The sequence below is a fragment of the Chromobacterium sp. FG22 genome (assembly GCF_057809415.1).
On the sequence record NZ_JBMDJX010000004.1, the window covers coordinates 268,822 to 290,201 of the forward strand.

The 21,380-nt window shown below is 64.9% G+C and carries 16 protein-coding genes; 6 read left to right on the forward strand and 10 right to left on the reverse strand.

What is annotated here, in order from left to right; all coding sequences use genetic code 11:
• Window positions 1-77: 77 nt before the first annotated feature.
• The 5 genes from ACODSD_RS06345 to aroQ form a co-directional block, all read right to left on the reverse strand.
• The gene (locus ACODSD_RS06345; RefSeq protein ID WP_488876980.1) at window positions 78-1,223 is read right to left on the reverse strand and encodes a DUF3426 domain-containing protein; all 1,146 of its coding nucleotides are present in this window, start codon (window positions 1,221-1,223) and stop codon (window positions 78-80) included.
• Window positions 1,184-2,080: a 50S ribosomal protein L11 methyltransferase gene (prmA, locus tag ACODSD_RS06350; RefSeq protein ID WP_107798093.1), complete on the reverse strand. Its 897-nt coding sequence runs from the start codon at window positions 2,078-2,080 to the stop codon at window positions 1,184-1,186. The genes ACODSD_RS06345 and prmA overlap by 40 nt, the downstream gene beginning before the upstream one ends.
• On the reverse strand, window positions 2,080-3,438 hold the full coding sequence (gene accC, locus ACODSD_RS06355) for an acetyl-CoA carboxylase biotin carboxylase subunit (protein WP_235084448.1): 1,359 nt from the start codon (window positions 3,436-3,438) through the stop codon (window positions 2,080-2,082). The genes prmA and accC overlap by 1 nt, the downstream gene beginning before the upstream one ends.
• Window positions 3,439-3,564: 126 nt before the next feature.
• Complete coding sequence (accB, locus tag ACODSD_RS06360) at window positions 3,565-4,020, reverse strand: acetyl-CoA carboxylase biotin carboxyl carrier protein (protein ID WP_107798091.1); 456 nt, start codon at window positions 4,018-4,020, stop codon at window positions 3,565-3,567.
• 36 nt (window positions 4,021-4,056) lie between these two features.
• A complete protein-coding gene (gene aroQ, locus ACODSD_RS06365) occupies window positions 4,057-4,506 on the reverse strand; it encodes a type II 3-dehydroquinate dehydratase (protein ID WP_107801626.1) in 450 nt (149 codons plus the stop codon).
• Window positions 4,507-4,785: 279 nt separating this feature from the next.
• Between aroQ and queA the strand changes: the two genes are divergently transcribed.
• The 5 genes from queA (at window position 4,786) to ubiB (ending at window position 9,301) form a co-directional block, all read left to right on the forward strand.
• Entirely contained in the window at window positions 4,786-5,808 is a 1,023-nt protein-coding gene (queA, locus tag ACODSD_RS06370) for a tRNA preQ1(34) S-adenosylmethionine ribosyltransferase-isomerase QueA (RefSeq protein ID WP_488876981.1), read from the forward strand.
• 36 nt (window positions 5,809-5,844) lie between these two features.
• The gene (locus ACODSD_RS06375) at window positions 5,845-6,216 is read left to right on the forward strand and encodes a gamma-butyrobetaine hydroxylase family protein (RefSeq protein WP_107798089.1); all 372 of its coding nucleotides are present in this window, start codon (window positions 5,845-5,847) and stop codon (window positions 6,214-6,216) included.
• A gap of 2 nt (window positions 6,217-6,218) precedes the next feature.
• Complete coding sequence (gene ubiE / locus ACODSD_RS06380) at window positions 6,219-6,953, forward strand: bifunctional demethylmenaquinone methyltransferase/2-methoxy-6-polyprenyl-1,4-benzoquinol methylase UbiE (RefSeq protein ID WP_474455633.1); 735 nt, start codon at window positions 6,219-6,221, stop codon at window positions 6,951-6,953.
• 230 nt (window positions 6,954-7,183) lie between these two features.
• Window positions 7,184-7,768 (forward strand): ubiquinone biosynthesis accessory factor UbiJ, encoded by a 585-nt coding sequence (locus ACODSD_RS06385; protein ID WP_488876982.1) that lies wholly within the window; start codon window positions 7,184-7,186, stop codon window positions 7,766-7,768.
• Window positions 7,769-7,774: 6 nt separating this feature from the next.
• Entirely contained in the window at window positions 7,775-9,301 is a 1,527-nt protein-coding gene (gene ubiB, locus ACODSD_RS06390) for a ubiquinone biosynthesis regulatory protein kinase UbiB (protein WP_227106827.1), read from the forward strand.
• 219 nt (window positions 9,302-9,520) lie between these two features.
• On the opposite strand, the gene ACODSD_RS06395 is transcribed toward ubiB, so the two are convergent.
• From ACODSD_RS06395 to ACODSD_RS06415, 5 genes are all read right to left on the reverse strand, one after another.
• Window positions 9,521-10,126 carry a B3/B4 domain-containing protein gene (locus tag ACODSD_RS06395; RefSeq protein WP_488876983.1) on the reverse strand — a complete coding sequence of 202 codons (606 nt, stop codon included), beginning with the start codon at window positions 10,124-10,126 and terminating at the stop codon, window positions 9,521-9,523.
• 155 nt (window positions 10,127-10,281) lie between these two features.
• A complete protein-coding gene (locus ACODSD_RS06400) occupies window positions 10,282-11,166 on the reverse strand; it encodes a DMT family transporter (RefSeq protein ID WP_107801624.1) in 885 nt (294 codons plus the stop codon).
• Between the two features lie 602 nt (window positions 11,167-11,768).
• On the reverse strand, window positions 11,769-13,268 hold the full coding sequence (locus tag ACODSD_RS06405) for an exonuclease domain-containing protein (protein ID WP_253313775.1): 1,500 nt from the start codon (window positions 13,266-13,268) through the stop codon (window positions 11,769-11,771).
• A gap of 51 nt (window positions 13,269-13,319) precedes the next feature.
• Window positions 13,320-14,594 (reverse strand): Y-family DNA polymerase, encoded by a 1,275-nt coding sequence (locus ACODSD_RS06410; RefSeq protein ID WP_488876984.1) that lies wholly within the window; start codon window positions 14,592-14,594, stop codon window positions 13,320-13,322.
• 148 nt (window positions 14,595-14,742) lie between these two features.
• Window positions 14,743-16,497 carry a cholesterol oxidase substrate-binding domain-containing protein gene (locus ACODSD_RS06415; RefSeq protein WP_227106810.1) on the reverse strand — a complete coding sequence of 585 codons (1,755 nt, stop codon included), beginning with the start codon at window positions 16,495-16,497 and terminating at the stop codon, window positions 14,743-14,745.
• A 300-nt stretch (window positions 16,498-16,797) separates the two neighbouring features.
• Between ACODSD_RS06415 and ACODSD_RS06420 the strand changes: the two genes are divergently transcribed.
• The coding region (locus tag ACODSD_RS06420) for an amino acid adenylation domain-containing protein (RefSeq protein WP_488876985.1) at window positions 16,798-21,380 on the forward strand (4,583 nt) is incomplete at its 3' end.

Here is a 21,380-nt window from a genome sequence, read left to right on the forward strand (position 1 = left end):
ACATGAGCATTATGAAAGCGTTTTTAACGCCCTTGTCTAACTATTCCGCCGACGCGTAGCAGATCGTAAACAGGCTCTTAAGGATAGAACCAGTAAAGGCTATACCCCATCGCATGCACCTTGCCGGCGTCCAGCCGCATGGTGACCTTGACCTCGCTATTGGAATTGAAGTGGCCGAGCTTGAAGTCGTCCGGCTTCAAATACTCCTTGGGCGCGAACACCTTGCGGATCAGCACCTGGTCGTCCGAGTCCTTCAAGGTCACTTCCAGCATCGGATAGGCCTGGGAGTAAGTGGCGTGGTTCTTCAGCGTGGCGGACAGCTGGATCAGATTGGGGAAATCCGGGACGAAGGCCAGTTCCGACCACTCCGTGCGCACGCGGGCGATATCGGTGGGCCAGGGCACGGCGCAGCCTACGGCGCCGCAGAGGTTTTCCAGCGTCGGGCGCAATTCGGGCACTTCCGCGGCGATGCGGGTGCGGTTGAAATACACCAATTGACCGGCCAACACCAGCACGCCTATCGCCGAGGCGACGACGGCCAGGAAGGTCAGCGCCGGATGGCGTCTTCGCGGCGATTCGTCCGGCTCGTCTTCGCCGTGGCTGGACGGCGGCTCGACGCGCGCCTCCGGCGCCGGCTTGGCGGGCGGCTCTTCGAACTTGGGTTCCGGAACCGCTGCCGGCGCAGGCTCCGCCACCGGCTCAGGCGCGGGGCGGCGGCGGTTGCCGAACACCTCCGGCGCGGGTTCCGCCGCGGCAGGCGGCTCGGCGTCAAAGGGGTTGCCCAGCGGCGCGCTGACATGGCGATTCTGCATCGCCTCCGCCAGTGCGCGCTGGAACTCCTCGACATCGGCGCGCGCGGCCGGGGCTTCCTCCGCCTCCGCCATCGGCGGCGGCATCAGCAGTTCGTCCGGCGGCGCTTCCGTCGCGCTGGAGCCCGGATCGAAATCCGGCACTTCCAGCTCGAAATCGTCCAGCGCCTCGCTCTGCCGAGCCTGAGTCTGGACGGGCGGCGGCGCCACGGCGCGCGGAGGTTCCGCCGGCGGCGCTTCCGCCGCGACGAAATGCTCGGTGGCGTTGAACACATGCGAACAGCGCCCGCAGCGCACCAAGCCATTGGCGGCCGCTAATTGGGCATCATTGACCTTGAAGCGTGTCTGGCAATTGGGGCACTGTGTCGTATATGTCATACCGTGGGGCGTCGGGTTCCTGTCAGTCTGGTCCATCCTTCGTCGAACACCGGAGCGTCCATCTGGAACCACTGTTCATAGATGGCCGACAGTTCTTCGGCTTGTTCGGCGAGAATGCCTGAAAGCACGATTCTACCACCGGTTTTGACGTGGCTCGCCAGCAACTGGCCCAACATGCGCAGCGGATTGGCCAGAATATTGGCCAGTACCACGTCGTAGACCGCTTCCGGGTTCTGGTCAGGCAGACAGAAGTCCGCCTTGACCTGGTTCTGTTCCGCGTTGTCCTGGCTGGCCCGCACCGCCTGCGCGTCGATGTCCACGCCCAAGGCGGAGGCCGCGCCCAGCTTGAGCGCGGCGATGGCGAGAATGCCGGAACCGCAGCCGTAGTCCAGCACGCTTTCGCCGCCTTGCAGCTGGGCGTCCAGCCATTGCAGGCACAAGCGCGTGGTCGGATGGCTGCCGGTGCCGAAGGCCAGACCCGGATCCAGTTGCAGATTGACCGCGTTCGGCGCCGGCGGCTCGTGCCAGGTCGGCGTGATCCACAGGCGGTCGGAAATCCGGATCGGGTCGAACTGCGACTGGGTCAGACGCACCCAGTCCTGCTCTTCCACCCGCTCCACATTGTAGCTGGGCAGGGCCAGACCGCAGGCGTTGGCGGCGGCGGCGATCAGCAGGGCCACGTCGGCCGCTTCATCAAACAGCGTGATGATGCGGCTGCGGCTCCACAGCTTGTCCACCGGCTCGCCGGGTTCGCCGAAAATCGGCTCTTCGCGCTCGGTGCCGGCAAAAGCGTCTTCGATCGCGGTGGACAGCGCGCCGGCGTCCATCAGCGCGTCGGCCAGACGCTCGGCGACGGTTGACTCGGCGTCAATGGTGGCTTGCAGCCAGGCCATCACGCGCCCCCTTTTTTCTGCTGCGACAAACGCTGCTCCAGATAATGAATGCACGTGCCGCCGCGCTGGAAGGCCGCGTCCATGAACAGTTCCTGATGCAGCGGGATATTGGTCTTGATGCCGGAAATGGAGATTTCCGACAGCGCCACCCGCATCCGCGCCATCGCCTGCTCGCGGGTATCGCCAAAGGCGATCAGCTTGCCCACCATGGAATCGTAATGCGAAGGCACGGTGTAGCCCTGGTAAATATGCGAATCGATGCGGATGCCCGGGCCGCCGGCCGGGTGATAGCTTTCGATCTTGCCCGGGGACGGCACGAAGGTGAACGGGTCCTCGGCGTTGATCCGGCACTCCATCGCATGGCCGCGCAACACCACGTCCTTCTGTTTGTAGCGCAGTTTCTCGCCGGCGGCGATGCGGATCTGTTCCTGCACGATGTCGATGCCGGTGATCATCTCGGTCACCGGGTGCTCAACCTGCACGCGGGTGTTCATCTCGATGAAGTAGAACTCGCCGCGCTCGAACAGGAACTCAAAAGTGCCGGCGCCGCGGTAGCCGATGCGACGGCAGGCTTCGGCGCAGGCTTCGCCAATCTTCTGACGCTGCTTGTCGGTGATGCCCGGCGCAGGCGCTTCCTCGATGATCTTCTGGTGGCGGCGCTGCATGGAGCAGTCGCGCTCGCCCAGATAGATGGCGTTGCCGTATTCGTCGGCCAGAATCTGGATTTCGATGTGGCGCGGCTCTTCCAGGAATTTTTCCATGTAGACGGTGGGATTGCCGAAAGCCGCGCCGGCTTCGGTGCGGGTCATCTGCACCGAATTGATCAGCGCGCCCTCGGTATGCACCACGCGCATGCCGCGACCGCCGCCGCCGCCGGCGGCCTTGATGATCACCGGGAAACCGATCTTCTTGGCGATCTTGACGATCTCGGCCGGATCGTCCGGCAAAGCGCCTTCGGAGCCCGGCACGCAGGGCACGCCCGCTTCTATCATCGCGTTCTTGGCCGACACCTTGTCGCCCATCATGCGGATGGTGTCCGGACGCGGACCGATGAACACGAAGCCGGACTGCTCGACGCGCTCGGCGAAGTCGGCGTTTTCCGACAGGAAGCCGTAACCCGGGTGGATGGCCTGGGAATCGGTCACCTCGGCGGCGGCGATCAGGGCCGGCACGTTCAGATAGCTCTTGCCGCTGGGCGCCGGGCCGATGCAGACCGATTCGTCGGCCAGCTTCACGTACTTGGCTTCGCGATCGGCCTCGGAATGCACCACCACGGTCTTGATGCCCATCTCGCGGCAGGCGCGCTGGATGCGCAGGGCGATTTCACCCCGGTTGGCAATCAGAATTTTTTCAAACATGGAATTCTCCGCTGGCGGATTCCGCGGCCGGCGTCGTCGCCGGCGGGGGCCGCCAATGCTGTCGTGGCAAACGACAAGGGCACAGACGCTGCGCCGTGCCCCCTTGCCGTCTGCCTGTCGTCTGGCTTACTCGATGATGAACAACGGCTCGCCGAATTCCACCGGCTGGCCGTCTTCGACCAGAACGGCCTTGACCACGCCGGAGCGGTCGGCTTCGATCTCGTTCATCAGCTTCATCGCTTCGATGATGCACAGGGTGTCGCCGGCGTTGACGCTCTGCCCCACTTCGATGAAGCTCTTGGCGCCCGGGCTCGGTGAGCGATAGAAGGTGCCCACCATCGGCGACTTCATCGCGTTCTTGTCGTTGTTGGCCGGCGCGGCGGCTTCGGCGGCCGGCGCGGCCACGGCGGCGGCTTGGGCGTTGGGCACTTGCAGCGCGGTCATCGGCTGAGCGTAGGCCATCTGCGGCGCGGCGGATACGCGGGTAATGCGGACTTTTTCTTCCCCCTCGGTCACTTCGAGTTCGGCGATGCCGGATTCCTCGACGAGATCGATCAGCTTCTTGAGTTTACGGAGATCCATTGATAATCCTTCGAGTGGGATATTCGGTAGAGTGAGTTAGGCCTGCGCGGCAAGATGCCGGATGGCGTGCGCAAGCGCCAGTTCATAGCCGTGGGCGCCGAGTCCGCAGATCACGCCGACCGCGAGGTCGGAGAAATAGGAATGCTTGCGGAACGGTTCGCGGGCATGAACGTTGGAAAGGTGGACTTCGATAAACGGCACTTGCACCGCCGCCAGCGCGTCGCGCAAGGCGACGCTGGTATGGGTGAAAGCGGCCGGATTGACCAGAATGAAGGCAGTACCGTCATGCAGGCACTGCTGCACGCGATCAATCAACACATGTTCCGCATTGCTCTGCAATGCCGACAATTCAAACCCCGCGGCGCTAGCCTGCTGTTCCAGCCGCTGGTTGATATCGTCAAGCGTTTCCCGGCCGTAGTGCTGCGGCTCCCGCTGTCCCAGCAGATTGAGGTTGGGGCCATGCAACACGAGGATTTTTCCGGTCAAAGCCTGCTCCTGTTTATCATCTTGGGCGCGAGTTTGCCGCAATTCGCTGCAAGATGTCTAGCTTTTGCATCATTTCAAACAGTTGTTTGGATGGCGAACACGGCGGATCTTCGAGTCAAAGCACTAGTATCCACGGGCGTTTTTCCGCCTGGCAAGTTTTTACCGCCTGGCCGAAAATCGATGTTGATTCAGCGCAAATCCCGCCACTTCGCTCACTAAGCTGATGCCGGCCGGCGGCGGCGCGGGTATAATTTGCCGATTCTGAATCTTTTACGCCTTATGCAGCTTTCCGACTTCGACTACCACCTGCCCGAGCGCCTGATCGCCCAGCACCCTCCGGCAGAGCGCGGCGCCAGCCGCCTGCTGCGCGTGGCCGGCCATGACCGCGCCAATCTGCGCTTCACCGACTTCATCGATCAGGTCAGCCCCGGCGACGTGATGGTGTTCAACGACACCCGCGTGATCAAGGCCCGGCTGTTCGGCGAAAAAGCCAGCGGCGGCAAGATCGAGGCGCTGATAGAACGCGTGCTGGACGCGCATACCGCGCTGGCCCACGTCCGCGCGTCCAAATCGCCCAAACCCGGCACCCGGCTGATCTTCGCGGATCGCTGGGAGGCGGAAATGGTAGAGCGCCACGGCGAACTGTTCAAGCTGCGCTTCCTGGCCGAGGACAATCTCTTCGACATCCTGGAAGCTTCCGGCAAGCTGCCGCTGCCGCCTTATATAGAACGCGGCGCCGGCCACGAGGATGACGAGCGCTACCAGACCGTCTACGCCCGCGAGCGCGGCGCGGTGGCCGCGCCCACCGCCGGCCTGCACTTCACCGAAGACATGCTGGAACAGCTGCGCGCCAAGGGCGTGCAACTGGCCTACGTCACCCTGCACGTCGGCGCCGGCACCTTCCAGCCGGTGCGGGTGGACAATATCGCCGAGCACAAGATGCACAGCGAAATCTACGAAGTGCCGGAAACCACCCGCGCGCTGATCGCAGAAGCCCACGCCGCCGGCCGCAAAGTGCTGTCGGTGGGCACCACCAGCATGCGCGCGCTGGAATCCGCCGCGCGCGGCGGCGAACTGGCCGCCGGCTGCGGCGAAACCGACATCTTCATCACCCCGGGCTACCGCTTCCGGGTGGTGGACCGCCTGCTGACCAATTTCCACCTGCCCAAGTCCACGCTGCTGATGTTGGTGTCCGCCTTCGCCGGCTACGAGGAAATCCGCGCCGCCTACCAGCACGCGGTGGAGCAGGAATACCGTTTCTTCAGCTACGGCGACGCCATGCTGCTGGAACGCAAAGACTGATGCGCGGCTTAATCGGCCGCCTTTGAGGATCAGACCATGTCCGGACTCTCTCCCGACGCGCCCGCGCCGCAGGAAATCCAGCTGCACGCGGTGTCGCGCGTGCTGGAAATCAGCTTCGACGACGGCGCCCGCTTCGAGCTGCCCTGCGAATACCTGCGCGTCTACTCGCCCTCGGCGGAAGTGCGCGGCCACGGCGCCGGCCAGGAAGTGCTGCAAGTGGGCAAGCGCCATGTCGCCGTCACCGCGCTGGAGCCGGTGGGCCATTACGCGCTGAAGATCACCTTCGACGACGGCCACGACAGCGGACTGTACAGCTGGAGCTATCTATACGAGCTGGGCGCCAAGCGCGACCAGTACTGGCAGGATTATCTCAATCGCCTCGCCGCCGCAGGCGCGAGCAGGGAGTGACCATGGACAAGACGACCCACTTCGGCTTCAAGACCGTTGCCGAAAGCGAAAAAGCCGCCAAGGTGGCCGATGTGTTCCACTCGGTGGCCAAGAAATACGATGTGATGAACGACCTGATGTCCGGCGGGCTGCACCGGGTGTGGAAACACTTCACCCTGACCACTTCCGGCGTCAAGGCCGGCGACAAGGTGCTGGACATCGCCGGCGGCACCGGCGACCTGTCCCGCGGCTGGGCCAAGCGCGTGGGCAAGAGCGGCGAAGTGTGGCTGACCGACATCAACAGCTCCATGCTGACCGTGGGCCGCGACCGGCTGTTGGACGACGGCCTGGTGCTGCCGGTGTCCTTGGCCGACGCCGAGAAGCTGCCCTTCCCCGACAATTACTTCGACGCGGTGTCGGTGGCTTTCGGCCTGCGCAATATGACCCACAAGGACGCGGCGCTGAAGGAAATGTGCCGGGTGCTGAAGCCGGGCGGCAAGCTGATGGTGCTGGAGTTCTCCAAAGTCTGGAAACCGCTGTCGCCGTTCTACGACTTCTACTCCTTCAAGGCGCTGCCGGTGATGGGCAAGCTGGTGGCGGGCGACCCCGACAGCTATCAGTACCTGGCCGAATCCATCCGCATGCATCCCGATCAGGAAACGCTGAAGCAGATGATGCTGGACGCCGGCTTCGGCAAGGTGGATTACCACAATATGAGCGGCGGCGTGGTGGCCCTGCACAAGGGCTACAAGTTCTAAGACCCTGCTCAAAGTCTGCTGCGCGTCAGCGATACGGCGTTGAAAACCAGCTCAAAATGCTCATGTGCCACGCGTACATTCCGCTTTTTCGCTCGTTTTCGCCTTGTCTCGCTCTTGCCCGCAAGACTTTGAACAGCTTCTAAGAGCCTGATTACGATCCGCGGCGCTCCGGCAATGCGGCCTTGATCAGACTAGACCCCTTCACCTTCCAATCACGGCGGAGACAGCGCATGGGCATCCAGATCGCGGCATTCAACCACCTGTTGAACCAACACCCGGCGGTGCGGGCGGAACTGGCCGCGCACGCCGGCCGGCGCGTCGCCGTGGCGCTGCCGCCCTTCCACGTGGCCGGCGTGTTCACCGACGACGGCTGGCTGGCCGCCTGCGAGGGCGAGCCGGAAGCCACGGTGCACCTCAAACACGCCGTCGCGCTGGCGGCGGCGGCCGGGCGCGACCCGGCGCTGAGCGACATCCAGCTGGAAGGCGACGCCGAACTGGCCGCCGCCGTCGGCCGCCTGCTGGGCCGCCTGCAATGGAACGCCGCCGAGGACCTGTCCCGGCTGGTGGGCGACGCCGCCGCCCAGCGCGCGGAAACCCTGGCCCGCGGCCTGCTCGGCTTCAAGGGCCAGGTGGCCTGGCGGCTGGCCGCCAACTGGGTGGAGCATCTGCGCGAGGAAACGCCGGTGCTGGCCGGCCGCCGCCAGGTGCAAGGCTTCGTCGCCGCGGTGGACACCTTGCGCGACGACGCCGGCCGCCTGGAAAAACGCCTGGCGCGGCTGCAGGCCGCGCTGCAACAAGAACAGACAAAGGCCTGACGGCACATGCGGACTTCGCGCTTCATCAAGATCGTTTCCACCTTCTACCGCTTCGGCCTGGACGACTTCCTGGAAGGCCATTCCAAGCTCGGCTTCGTCCACAAGCTGTTCGGCCTGCTGCCGCTGCGCCGCGACACCAGCGCGCCGCTGCCGCAGCGGGTACGGCTGGCGCTGGAAAGCCTGGGACCCATCTTCGTCAAATTCGGCCAAGTGCTGTCCACCCGCCGCGATCTGCTGCCGCCGGACTACGCAGACGAACTGGCCCGGCTGCAAGACCGGGTGCCGCCCTACGACGGCTTGCAGGCGCGCGAGATGATAGAACGCAGCCTGGGCCGCAAGGTGGACGAACTCTACGTCGATTTCGACAACACCCCGGTGGCTAGCGCCTCCGTAGCCCAGGTGCACAAGGCCTGGCTGCGCCAGCCCGACGGCGGCCGCGGCCGCGAAGTGGCGGTCAAGGTGCTGCGCCCCGGCATCCAGCCGGTGATCGAGCAAGACCTGGCGCTGATGGGCACGCTGGCCGGCTGGGTGGAGAAGCTGTTCACCGACGGCAAGCGGCTGAAGCCGCGCGAAGTGGTGGCCGAGTTCGACAAATACCTGCACGACGAACTGGACATGATGCACGAGGCCGCCAACGCCTCGCAGTTACGCCGCAACTTCAAGAACTCGGACATGCTGATCGTGCCCGAGGTGTTCTACGACTACACCAGCCGCGACGTGCTGACGCTGGAATGGATGCACGGCATCCCGGTGGGCCAGGTGGACCGGCTGCGCGAAGCCGGCGTGGATCTCAGCAAGCTCAGCCGCTTCGGCGTGGAAATCTTCTTCACCCAGGTGTTCCGCCACGGCTTCTTCCATGCCGACATGCACCCGGGCAATATCTTCGTCGCCGCCGACGGCCGCTACATCGCGCTGGACTTCGGCATCGTCGGCACCCTGACCGACACCGACAAACACTATCTGGCGGTCAACTTCCTCGCCTTCTTCAACCGCGACTACCACCGCGTGGCCACCGCCCACATCGAATCCGGCTGGGTGCCGAAAGACACCCGCGCCGAGGAGCTGGAAGCGGCGGTACGCACCGTGTGCGAACCCATCTTCGAGAAGCCGCTGTCGGAAATCTCCTTCGGCATGGTGCTGCTGCGCCTGTTCGAAACCAGCCGCCGCTTCAATGTGGAAATTCAGCCGCAACTGGTGCTGCTGCAAAAGACCCTGCTCAATATCGAAGGCCTGGGCCGCCAGCTGGATCCCAATCTGGATCTGTGGGACACCGCCAAGCCCTTCCTGACCAAGTGGATGAACGAACAGATAGGCTGGCGCGGCCTGCTGCGCACGCTGAAGCACGAAGCGCCGCAATGGGCCACCACCCTGCCCACGCTGCCGCGCAAGCTGAATGACGCGCTGTCCTCCGCCAACAGCGAGCTGCTGATCAGCGGCTACATTCAGCTGATGCGGGAACAGAAGCGCCAGAACTGGCTGCTGGCGCTGATCGCCGTCCTGCTGGCGGCCTTGCTGCTGAAGAACTGGCTCTGAGGCCCTCATAAAGCATGATTTCATTCATGCCCTGCTTCATCAGGCCTTCAAGCAGGCATGGCGGGATCAAGGCGTCCAAGCTTCAGCCGCCCGCCATCCTGCAAACAGGAGCGCCCGTTTCAATGGCGGCGCTCCGTGCGTCTGCAAGCCCCCTTGCCAAGCCAAGCGGGGCTTTTATCTTTATTGGGTGCCTGACGTGACGGACCGCTCTTCCATTCTTCACAGGGAAAACTCGAAACGCCGGTTTGAGGGCGACAACATGTCTTCCTCGGCAATCGCCACGCCCATTTCACCCATCCGGATGCCAATCCGATCACGCAAGGCCTGCAAATTTTCCCATGCCTGCGGGTGAAGCGCCTCGGCCACCATCAGCACGGTGTCCGTGGTCGGGGAAATCACCGACTGAGCGCCTTGCCGGAAAACCCAGCGGCGGGAATGCGCCTGATGATCCTCATCGGCAAAAATGATTTCACCCACGGCCGGCCGCTCAATCTCGCCGGAAAATGCCTGATACGCCTCCAGGCCGTTCGCCGGTCTGACCACCACGCCTCCTCTAAGGCATGCGCAATCGAATGCCGCAATCGGAATGGCCGCATGCATGGACTCCGCGTTAAGCGCGTCGATCAGCGGCAAGACATGAGGTAGGCATCCCTCCTTCCGGAAACGGCGCAGCAGCGCCTCTGCCGCACAGCGATACTGCGTGGGCTTCAAACCCATCTCAGCATAGGTTTGGCGCCATGCCTGCAGCGACGGGACCTCGCTCTCGGCCCTCTCCGCCTGCTGAGCGGCAACCTCCGCATTAAGTGGAGTCAAGCGCTCCCGCATTCAGTCCGGCGTTTCCAGCCTGTCGCAGAACCAGAACCAGGGCTCTCAGTTCCGGGAATCGCCCCCACACTTCGTCAGAATGATGAAAGTACATCTTGCGTAGCCCCCTTTGTCGTCATGCCTGGGTTTGCCATCACGGGATGAACGAATGCCGCTCACACTTGCGGCACCGTCTTCAAACGCGCCGGAATCGTCAGCACCAGAATGGCGAGCATCACCGCCGCGACGCCAACGGCTTGGCTCATTTCAATTTGTTCGCCCAGAACCAGCGCGGCAAGCAGCACCGCAGTCAAGGGCGCAACGGCGGTGAATGTGGCGGCCTCGCTTCCGCTTACCCGCGCGGCCCCGCCATACCACAACAGAAAACCGCCGACGGTCGGCACCAGCGCATACCAGATCACCGCCGCAATCGCCTCGGAACCGGGCATGGCAAACGGCAGCTCGAGGAAGGCAACGGGCAGCGACACCAACAGACCCAGAACCGTCATCGCCGTGGTCTGCAACAATGGCCGCAAAGGCACTCGCATGCGCTTGTTGAGCAGAATGAAAGCGCTTTCGCAGACGACGGCCCCCAAGATGCAGGCCATGCCAATGAGAGACAGCGGCCCGGAGCCTTTCCACGCCACCGCCATCACGCCAATGGTGGCGAGCCCTACCGCAATGAGCAGCCGCGCGCTTGGCCGCTCCCCCAAAACCATGACAGAAAAAAGCGCGGAGACCGCGGGGAGCGTTCCAATGATTACGCCCGCATCGGCGGCCGGAAGATAGGACAGGCCGGAAATCAACAAGGTCGTGTAACCGACGCTCCCCGCCCCCGCCTGGAGCAGAAGCAAAAACCCGTCGCTGCGCGTCAGTTTTGGCCACCTCTCCCTCTGCAGGAGAAGCAAGGGAATCAACACAGGCAGTGCGAGAGCAAACCGCAGCGCCGTCGCAAAAAAAGGGGGCATGCTGCCCGCGATGAATTTTGAGGCGATCACGGTAGAACCAACAGTCATCATCGCCAACGTCAACATCAGATATCCGAGAGTGCGGTTTGACAATTCCACCTCCGTTCATGGCTAAGCTCACAAACGGATTTACTTCACGCGCTATTTAAAATCAAGCCTTTAAAAATATCGTCAATAGCTATTGATTTTTGTAGCTTCCAAGAAAGTTCGCTTCGCAAGCATCCATCCATGGCGACGGCGTTCAGCGAATTCCTGGGCAAGTTATGCCATACAGCACTTATTCACATCGATACATTTCAAATAAGGCGGCCAAGATGCTTTTGACTTTCTGAAGGGGAATGCTGGCCCTGGGTTTTCGCAAGGGCGGGCACCATGAATCTCTCCCGAGCCCCAGGCGTTCATACCGCTTACGCCAACAAGCCGGCTGCCTATGCAACGGCTGAGCAGGGGTTTCATGAACGGACAAAACAAGGCATCTCATGTCCGCCCCGCCTTTGACCACGCTTGCCCGGCGGCGGCATCAAGCCTTTTATAACCATGACATGCAAAGGACGGACAGAGGCGGTGTAATAAAAAAGGGAAACGCCCGCCTCCGCGCATCGCCTTAAGGTTCCAGCGGCGGCCCGGCACGGTTTGAGCTGTGCCCGCATGATTATCCAAGCCCGGGACGGGCATGAATGCAACAGCGCATCCATTCACAGCTCGCGCAGCGCCGTGCCCTCCGCCGGCTTGCGCAGCCAGCCTTCCAGCAGCTTGTAGCTGTCCAGATCGAAGGACGGCGCGCCCTCCAGCGGGCCGTCGTCGCCCTGGCGCGAGCCCAGATAGCACCAGCGGTCGAACACATGCTCGGCGCGCTCGCCGGTCACTTCGTCAGTTTCCACCACCGCGATGGCGCCGGCGAACGGCCAGGCCTTCACCTTCAACTTGGCCAAGGCGCCCAGCAGCCGGATATTGTGCACCTCCGCCGGCTCGCGGCCGATGCAGGCGCCGCGGCAGCGGCCCAGCTTCAAAGCCGCGCACGGCGCGCCCTTGCGGCTGGTCACCGCCTCCACGCCCAATACCGACTGGCACAGCGCGTTGCCCAGCGCGATTTCCGCCAGGATCTTGCGCGCCTCGCGCGCATGGCGGAACAGGCCGTACAAATCCGCGGTGCGGCTGAAATCCAGCTCGCGCGCGTACACCACCTTGGGGCGGGTGAAGCCGTCCTCCGTCTCCAGCTGGATGGAGCACAGCTCCGGGCTCAGCTTGCCGCGGTGGTTATGCTGCGGCTTCAAGGCGTGAATCAAGCGCAGTTCCAGCAAATGCGCGCCGAACTCGCCCAGGGTCTCCTGCCACTCCACCCGGCCGATGGGCTCGCCGATATGCACTTCGCGGCTCTTGCCGCCGCCCTTGACCGCGGCGAAATGCGCCAGCACCCGCGTGCGCAGATTGCCGCCCTTGCCCACGTACAAGGGTTTGCCCTCCTCCCCGTACAGCGCGTACACCCCCGGCACGTCCGGCAGCAGCTCCAGTTGCTCTTGCAGCGCCGCCGGCAGGCCGGCCAGTTCCGGCGGCGCGGCCAATACCGCCGCCATCGCCGCGCCCACGGCCGCTTCGCCCAGTTCCTGGCTGGCGATGCCTAGGAAGCGATGCACCGCTTCCGCATCCGCCAAGGCCCGGTGCCGCTCCGGCAGGCGGATGTCGTAACGCTCTATCAGGCTGTCCAGGCTGTGCTTGAAAAACTGCGGGTAGAGCCGGCGCGACAGCTTGACCGTGCACAGCGACTGGCTCTGAAAGCGCAGTCCGGCGCGGCGGAATTCGTTTTTCAGGAAGCCGTAATCGAAGCGCGCGTTGTGCGCCAGGAACAGGCGGCCGGACAGCATGGTCAGCAAGCGCTCGGCCAGATCGGCGAAGCTCGGCGCCGCCGCCACCATGGCGTCGGAGATGCCGGTCATGTTCTCGATGAAGGGAGGGATGGGCTGGCCGGGGTTGATCAGAGAGCTGAAGCGCTCCACCCGATCGCCGTCGATCAGGATGACGCCCACCTCGGTAATGCGGTCGCGGCTGATGTGGCCGCCGGTGGTTTCCAAGTCGACGATGGCGCAAGGCTGGGCAAACAGAGGGTTCAATGTCTGGCTTTCAAGTGCGGCGCGCGGCGGCTTGATTGCACTATAGCCGCCGCCCTGGCCCCGCAGGTTGCAAATCAAGAGCGGCATTTTACTCCAAGAGCCGGGGCCCCATCCGCTTTCCGCCGCATCCGGCCGCGCCTACTTCGCCTTCGCCACCGGGATGTCCTCCCAGCGCGTGGTGTAGGCCGGCGACAACATGTCCTGCTTCATCTTCCACGGCTGCTCCAGCCCTTCCGCCAACAGCTTGACCGTGCCGCGGCCCATGCGATGGTTGATCGCGTCCAGCGCCGCCATCAGGCGCCGCGCCTTTTCCGGATCCGGTCCCTCCGCGAACAAATCCGGCTGCGCCCGTTCCGCGTCCACCAGCTGCCAGGCCATCACCCCGCATTTCTGATAGCCGGCGCCGGGCCGCCACAAACGCTCCACCGCCCGCCCGGCCGCGGCCGCCAGCACCCGGCTGTCCGCGCTGGCCGGCAACAAGGGCACCACCTCGCTGTCCCGCTGCACCGTGCCTTGCTGATACACGCCGCGCTGCAAACTCACCTGCAGAAAGGAAGCCAGCGAGCCCTGGCGGCGCAAGCGCTCCGCCACCTGCGCCGCGTGCATCGCCACCGCCTCGCGCGCCTCTTCCAAACGCGTCACCTTGTGGCCGAAAGAGCGCGTGGACATCAAGGATTGCCGCGGCGGCAGCGCCTCCTCCAGACTCAGGCAGGACAGGCCGTCCAGTTCGTCTGCGATGCGCGCCACGGTGACGCCGAAACGGCGGATCAGCCAATCCCGGTCCGCCGCCGCCAGCGCCGCGGCGTGGCCGATGCGCTCCAGACGCAGCTTGGCCGACAGCTTGTGGCCCACGCCCCAGATCTCCTCCACCGCCACCTCGGCCAGCAGCGTTCGCCGCTCCGCCGCGTCCAGCGCTTGCAGATTCATCACCCCGTCGCGGGACGGGTCCAGCTTGGCCAGGTGGTTGGCCAGCTTGGCCAAGGTCTTGCTGGGGCCGATGCCGACGCATACCGGCAGGCCCAGGCCGCGCGACATGGCGTCGCGCATCCGCTGCGCCAGCCGCTCCGGTTCCGGTTCGCCGCCGATGTCCAGAAAGCATTCGTCTATCGAATACACCTCCTGCGCGCGCGCGAAGCCGGCCAGCAGCCGCATCGCGCGGCCGGACAAATCGCCGTACAGCGTGTAATTGGACGAGAACACCGCCACGCCCAGCTGCTCCAGCCGCGCCTTGTGCAGGAAGTAAGGCGCGCCCATCGGCACGCCCAGCGCCTTGGCCTCGGCCGAGCGCGACACGATGCAGCCGTCGTTGTTGGACAACACGACAATGGGCGCGCCGGCCAGGCGCGGGTTGAACACCCGCTCGCAGGAAGCGTAGAAGGAATTGCAATCGACTTGGGCGTAGCAGGTGGACATGGCTGGGCTAAGGGGCGCGAATCCGGCGCGGCGGCGATGCTTGCAGTGTAGCGCCCGCGGCCCGGCGGAGGCGAGCGCGCGGCAAAAAACGGCGCGCCGTCATCGGAGGGCGCGCCGTCTTCAACAAGCTCCAGCGTCTTAAAGCCGTTCAGAGGCCCAGGCTGTCCAGCAAGGGCGAGGAGAACAGGCGGTAGGGGTCATACGTCGCCAGCGCCGCCTTGGCCGCATCCCAATTGGCCGCCGCCGGCTGGCCGGCGCGGAAGGCGTTGGGAATGGTTGTTTGCAGCATGGCGGAATCCGCCCACGCCGCCTGGTCGGTATAGCCCCAGCCCTTGGACCATTCCGGACGCACCGCCGCGTAGGAGCCGTTGAAATTGGCCTCGATCCACTGCTCTATTTCGCGATAGAACTGGTTGGCGTAAGGCGTGCCCGGCAGCGTCAGGATGTCCAGCCACACCGCGGCGTTCCATTCCGGATGGTCCGGCCGCGGGCGGATGGCGGACAAGGCCGGCGCCACGCTGCCGTTCAAGGCCGTCTCGCTAGGATCGTCCAGCCCGGTCACGCGGATTTCCACCGGCCCGTTCATCGGATAGCGGCCCTGTTGCTGATAGGCCTGCACCCGCGCCTGATAGAAGGTGACGAACTCGTTGAGCACGCGCTGCACGTTTTCGCGGCGGGTCAGCACCGCGTAGCCGTTGGCGGTGACGCGCAAGGTGGTGGGCTTGACGTAGAGCAGCAGGTTTTTGGACCAGCCCCACAGGTCCCAGCTGGCCGTCGCCACCAGGCCGGCGCTGGCCGCGGCGAACTGCGCCTTGCCGAAGGCCGGCGTCAGCTTGCCGTCGCCCAGCGACAGAATCTTGTTGGCCAGATCGGTCACTTCGTCGGGCAGATTATCCGAGAAGGGGTAGTTGAACGGCTTGTCGGTCTGACGGGAGAACAGCGGCTTGTTCGGCGTCACCGTCCACACCTTGAGCCAGGGGTTGCTGGTGAAGGGGAACCAGATCGCTTCCACCCGGCCGGCGCTGTCCAGATAGCTGGCGAAGGTGCGCCCGCCGCTGCCCGCCGCGGCGAACATTTCGCCGTAGGGAATATTGAACCAGCTCTGACAGCGCAAGCGCTGGTTGGGCGCCGCCTGCAAAGTGGCTTCCACGATCAGCGAGCGGCCCACGTGCGCCAGCAACGGCGCGATCTGCGGATCGTTGCGGGCAAACTTGCGCAAGGCGTAAGCGCCGCTGGCCTTGTCGTAGACCACGGCGGTGAGGCTGAGCACCAGATTGCTGATCGAGCCGTAGCTGGCGCCGGCCAGGCGGCGTTCGCCCTTGGCCGGAATCGCGGTGCCGTGGCCGTTGATGGCCAGCACCCCGCCCAGGGTCAGATCCCCGGGCGCCGGCGCGGCGGTCACGCCCAGACCGGCCTTTTCCATTCCGGTGAGCAAGGCTTCCATGGTGATGCCGGCCTGGGCGGTGACCTTGGCCACCGGGCCCGAGGCGTCGACGGACATCGCGGTCAGATAGCGCGTGGTGTCCAGCAAGACCACCGCCGGGCAGCTGACGCCGGCGGCCAGCGTCAACGGCGACCAGTTGTGCATCATGCCGCGCGCGCGCACCTTGTAGCCGTTGTCCTTGGCCCAGTTGGCCACCTTCACCACTTCGTCCGCGGAACGCGGCGCGCAAGTCCAGACATCGTCCACCTTGATGTCGCCGGCCCAGTTTTTGAAGCTTTGCTTATATAGGGGAATGTCCGCCGGGAAGTTGTTGGGCTGGCTGCAAGTCAGCCTCGCCGCCATGATCCGCTCGGCCGGCAACCAGCCCGCCAAAGCCCCGGCGGAAGTCAATTTCAAGGCTCCGGTCAAAAAGTCGCGACGGCTGGCGGCCAAGGGTTTTTCCGCATCATTCGAACTCATTTCAAAACTCCTCGCAAATGCAAAAGTAAAGATAAAAACAATACGAGTTAAACAAGCAGCATTTAAACCGTATTCAGCAAGAATATTTGAAAATCAATAATGCGAATCGCTGCATCAGCTATCCCATTATCTTAATAGAATGACGCTATCATGCACCGCAAGTATTAAAAACCTGACTTATTTACCAGTTAAATTGCTTCACTAATTTAATTCACATCGGTGTAGATTTACGCGACACACAAGGCAGCACAAAAGCATATTTCGGCATAATACTTTCTAAATAAGATTGGAATAACTCAAATGAAAACCTTCCCGCTTACACGCCGGCAGCTGGAAATCTATTTTCATCAATCGTTATTCTCCGCGCCCGAACTGTTCAATATCGGCGGTTTCATCAAAATCCAGGGCGCTCTCGATATCGAAACCCTGCGAACCGCGCTCGTCTCCCTGATGGAACACACGCCGGCGCTGCGCATCGCCATAGACGAAGCCGGCGGTCAGCCGCGCCAAGTGCTCTGCCCGCGCCACCCTTGCCCGCTGACGGTGATAGACACCCGCGGCGAGGCGGATCCGGAGGGCGCGGCCAAGCAATGGACCGAGCGCGATTTCGCCCGCGCCTTCCCCTTCGACGGTCAAACGCCGCTGGCCGCCTACACCTTGCTGCGGCACGGGGAAGAGGATTTCATCCTGTACGGCCGTTTCCACCACATCGCCTTCGACGGTTGGGCCATCGCCCGGCTCTACGGCGAGAAATGCCGCTACTACAACAGCCTGCGCCAAGGCCTGTCGCCGGAACCGGCGTCGACGATGACGCCGGCCGAACAGGTGGAGGAAGAGGACGGCTACTACGCGTCGCGCCATTACGAGAAAGACCGGCAATACTGGCAAGACAAGCTCGCCGGCTACTCAACCCGGCTGTTCGCCGACGCCGGCGGACAACTGGCCTGCGGCCAGCGCAGTTTCCAGCTATCGGCGGAAAGCTATAGCCGCATCGGCGAACTGGCCGCCGCGCACCAGGCCACCGTCTTCCACTTTTTCATCGGCCTGATCTACACCCACGCACTGCGGGAATTCGGCGCCGACGATCTGCTGCTGGCGCTGCCCATCCTCAACCGCCGCAGCGCCTTGGCCAAGAACACCCCCGGCCTGTTCGCCAGCCTGTGCCCGCTGCGTCTGAAGCTGCGGCCGCACTGGAGCTTCGCCGAGCTGCTCAGCCTGATCCAGCGCGAGCTGAGAGCCGACTTCCGCCATCACCGCTTCCCGATAGGCGAAACCGAAGGCCTCAGCCGAGACCGGCTGCCCTACGAAATCAGCCTGTCGTTTGAGAAGCACGATTACGACGCCATGTTCGACGGCACCGTCAGCAATATGACCGCGATGCGCGCCTTGTCGCAGCACTATCCGCTGAAGGTGTTCGTGCGCGAGGCGGACTCCCGCCAGCCGGTGAAAGTGGACCTCGATTACAATCTGGCCGGCTTCGCCGAGCTGGACGCCGCCGCCTTCATCGACGGCGTGGAACCCTTGCTGCACAGCCTCTTGCGCGATCCGCAGCAAACGCTGGCCAAGCCGCCGCGCGCCATCGCATTGCCCGCTTCCGTCGCGCCGCCGCATCCTGATCTGTGCAGCTGGTTCGAACACGCCGCCCAAGCCTTCCCCGAGCGTATCGCCGTCCAGGGCGACACCGCCGCGCTGCGCTACCGCGAGCTGGACGCCCGCGCCAATCAGCTGGCCCGCCAATTGCTGCAACTCGGCGTGCGACCCGAGCAGCGCGTCGGCCTGTGCTGCCAGCGCCAGCCGGATCTGCTGGTCGCCATCCTCGCCATCCTTAAAGCCGGCGCCGCCTATGTGCCGCTGGACCCCGGCTATCCCGCCGAGCGCCTGGAGTTCCTGGTCCGCGACAGCGCCATCCACGTCGTCGTCGGCGACGCCGAATCCGCCGACGCCCTGCCCGCCGGACTGGCGCTGCGCTGGCTGGACGTCGCCATTTCGTCCGGCGACGACACCCCGCCGCCACGCCGCCTGCATCCGCAGCAGGCCGCCTACGTCATCTATACCTCCGGCTCCACCGGCACGCCCAAGGGTTGCGTGGTCAGCCATCACAATGTGGTCAGACTGATCGCCGCCACCGCCGAGCGTTTCGCCTTCGGGCCCGACGATGTGTGGTCGCTATTCCACTCCTACGCCTTCGATTTCTCGGTCTGGGAGATCTGGGGACCACTGCTGTTCGGCGGCACTTGCCTGGTGGTGCCTTATTGGGTGTCCCGCTCGCCCGAGGCTTTCGCCGGCTGGCTGCAACAGCACCGAGTGTCGGTGTTGAACCAGACCCCGGCCGCCTTCCGCCAGCTGATCCCCGCCGCCGCAGAGCACGCCTTGCCCGACTTGCGCCTGGTCATCTTCGGCGGCGAGGCGCTGGAGCTGGCCAGCCTGGAACCCTGGTTCCAACAACGCGGCGACCAGCGTCCCGAGCTGGTCAATATGTACGGCATCACCGAAACCACCGTGCATGTGACCGAGCGCGCCATCCGTCAGGCCGATCTGGATGCCCGTCGCGGCCAGGTGATCGGCCAGCCGATTCCCGATCTGGCCTTCCATCTGCTGGACCGTTTCCTGCAGCCGGTGCCCGTCGGCGTGCCCGGCGAGATCTATGTCGGCGGCCCCGGCGTCGCTCGCGGCTATTGGAACCGCCCGGCGCTGACCGCCGCCCGTTTCCTGCCCAATCCCTTCGACACGGACGGCTCCCGCCTCTATCGCTCCGGCGATCTGGCCCGCCGCCGCGCCGACGGCGAGATCGAATACCTGGGCCGCGCCGATCATCAGGTCAAGCTGCGCGGCTTCCGCATCGAGCTGGGCGAGATCGAAGCCGCGCTGTGCCGGCTGCCCGCGGTGCGCGAGGCGCTGGTGCTGCTGGACCGCCCCGCCGCCGGCGAACCGCGGCTGGTCGCCTACGCCGTCGGCGACGCCGAACCCACCGCGCTGCGCGCCGCGCTGGCCGCCGAGCTGCCCGAACACATGCTGCCCGCCGTCATCGTGGCGCTGGAGCGTTTCCCGCTGACCCATCACGGCAAGGTGGACCGCGCCGCGCTGCCCGCGCCGCAAGCGGCCAGCGCCGCCCTGCGCGTCGAAGCCCGCTCGGACGCCGAACGCGCGCTGGCCCAGATCTGGGCCGACGTCCTCGCCGTGCCGCTGCCCGGCATCGACGACAACTTCTTCGCCCTCGGCGGCGATTCCATCCTCTCCCTGCAAGTGGTCGCCCGCGCCCGCGACCAGGGCCTGGCCCTGAGCGTGCAAAAACTGTTCAGCCTGCCCACCATCCGTCAGCTGTGCGAAGCGCCGGACGCGGCCGGCAACGACGAAGCCGCCGCGCGGCGGCCCTTCTCCCTGATTGCCGAAGCCGACCGGCTGCGCTTGCCCGACGATGTGATCGAAGCGCTGCCGATGTCGCGGCTGCAAGCCGGCATGCTGTTCCACAGCGAGCTGTCGCAAAACGGCGCCATCTTCCACGACATCTTCAGCTTCGACCTGCGCCTGCCCTGGGACGAGGCCGCCTGGCGCGCCGCCGTTCGCCGCCTGGCGGAACGCCACGCCGCGCTGCGCACCACCTTCCACTGGAACGCCTACTCGGAACCGCTGCAACTGATCCATCGCGACGGCGACATTCCCTTGAGCGTCGCCGACTTGCGCGCACTGGCGCCCGAGGCGCAAAGCCGGGCGCTGGCCGACTTCGTCGCCGCGGAAAAAGCCCGGCCCTTCCAGCCGCAATCCCCACCGTTGCTGCGCCTCGCCCTGTTCCGGCTGGAAACGGGCCGCGCGCGGCTGACGCTGAGCTTCCATCACGCGATTCTGGACGGCTGGAGCGTGGCCACCCTGGTCACCGACTTGCTGCGGCTGGCGCGCCAGCCGGACAGCACAGCCGGCAGCGACGCGTCCGGCGCGCTGAGCGCGCTGTTCATCCAGCAAGAGAAACAGGCCGAGAAGGACCCGGCGCTGAAAGCGGCCTGGCAACGCCGGCTGGCCGGAACGGAAGCGTCCATCCTGCCCCGGCTGAGGCCTGCGCGCCCAGCCGCCGGCGCGCGCAGCGTCCGCCGCCTCAGCCGCATGCTGCCGGCCGAGCTGTCCGGCGCGCTGGACGCCGCCGCCGCGCGGCTGGCGCTGCCGCTCAAGACTGTGCTGCTGACCGCCCATCTGCGCGTGCTGGCGCTGCTGACCGGTTCCGCCGCCGCCAGCACCGGCTACGTCACCCACAGCCGCCCCGAGCGCGAAGACAGCGCCGCCGCGCTGGGCCTGTTCCTGAACACCCTGCCGCTGAACGTGGCGCTGCAAGCCGGCAGTTGGGCGCAATTGGCGCGCGGCGTCTTCGCCGAGGAAACCGCGCTGCAGCCCTTGCGCCGCCTGCCGCTGGCCGCCGTCATGCAGCTGAATCAGGGGCGGCGCGGCTTCGAGGTCGGTTTCAACTACATCCACTTCCATGTCTACGGACAGGCGCTGCGCTTGCCGGAGGTGACGGTGGAAGGCGTGGAAGTGTTCGAGGAAACCGACTTCCCCTGCCTGGTGCAGTTCAGCCGCGACCCGCGCGACCAGGGCCTGGAGCTGACGCTGGCCTGGGACGAGGCGGAATTCGACGCGCCGCAGATCGAGGAGATGGCCGCCTATCTGCAACAGGCGCTGACGGCGCTGGCCGCCGACCCGGACGCCGACTGGCTGGCCGCGCCGCTGCTGGACGCCGAACAAACCGCCCAGGCCCTGGGCCCGACGCCTCTCGTCGTCACGCCGCCGCATCCCGATCTTTGCGCCTGGTTCGAGCATGCCGCCCAGGCCTTCCCTGAGCGTATCGCCGTCCAGGGCGACACCGCCGCGCTGCGCTACCGCGAGCTGGACGCCCGCGC

Excerpts from the sequence above, each read along its gene's own strand:
- ACODSD_RS06345 (WP_488876980.1), bottom strand. The coding sequence starts at position 1,223 with ATGGACCAGACTGACAGGAACCCGACGCCCCACGGTATGACATATACG.
- prmA (WP_107798093.1), bottom strand. The coding sequence starts at position 2,080 with ATGGCCTGGCTGCAAGCCACCATTGACGCCGAGTCAACCGTCGCCGAG.
- accC (WP_235084448.1), bottom strand. The coding sequence starts at position 3,438 with ATGTTTGAAAAAATTCTGATTGCCAACCGGGGTGAAATCGCCCTGCGC.
- accB (WP_107798091.1), bottom strand. The coding sequence starts at position 4,020 with ATGGATCTCCGTAAACTCAAGAAGCTGATCGATCTCGTCGAGGAATCC.
- queA (WP_488876981.1), top strand. The coding sequence starts at position 4,786 with ATGCAGCTTTCCGACTTCGACTACCACCTGCCCGAGCGCCTGATCGCC.
- ACODSD_RS06375 (WP_107798089.1), top strand. The coding sequence starts at position 5,845 with ATGTCCGGACTCTCTCCCGACGCGCCCGCGCCGCAGGAAATCCAGCTG.
- ubiE (WP_474455633.1), top strand. The coding sequence starts at position 6,219 with ATGGACAAGACGACCCACTTCGGCTTCAAGACCGTTGCCGAAAGCGAA.
- ACODSD_RS06385 (WP_488876982.1), top strand. The coding sequence starts at position 7,184 with ATGGGCATCCAGATCGCGGCATTCAACCACCTGTTGAACCAACACCCG.
- ubiB (WP_227106827.1), top strand. The coding sequence starts at position 7,775 with ATGCGGACTTCGCGCTTCATCAAGATCGTTTCCACCTTCTACCGCTTC.
- ACODSD_RS06395 (WP_488876983.1), bottom strand. The coding sequence starts at position 10,126 with ATGCGGGAGCGCTTGACTCCACTTAATGCGGAGGTTGCCGCTCAGCAG.
- ACODSD_RS06405 (WP_253313775.1), bottom strand. The coding sequence starts at position 13,268 with ATGCCGCTCTTGATTTGCAACCTGCGGGGCCAGGGCGGCGGCTATAGT.
- ACODSD_RS06410 (WP_488876984.1), bottom strand. The coding sequence starts at position 14,594 with ATGTCCACCTGCTACGCCCAAGTCGATTGCAATTCCTTCTACGCTTCC.
- ACODSD_RS06415 (WP_227106810.1), bottom strand. The coding sequence starts at position 16,497 with ATGAGTTCGAATGATGCGGAAAAACCCTTGGCCGCCAGCCGTCGCGAC.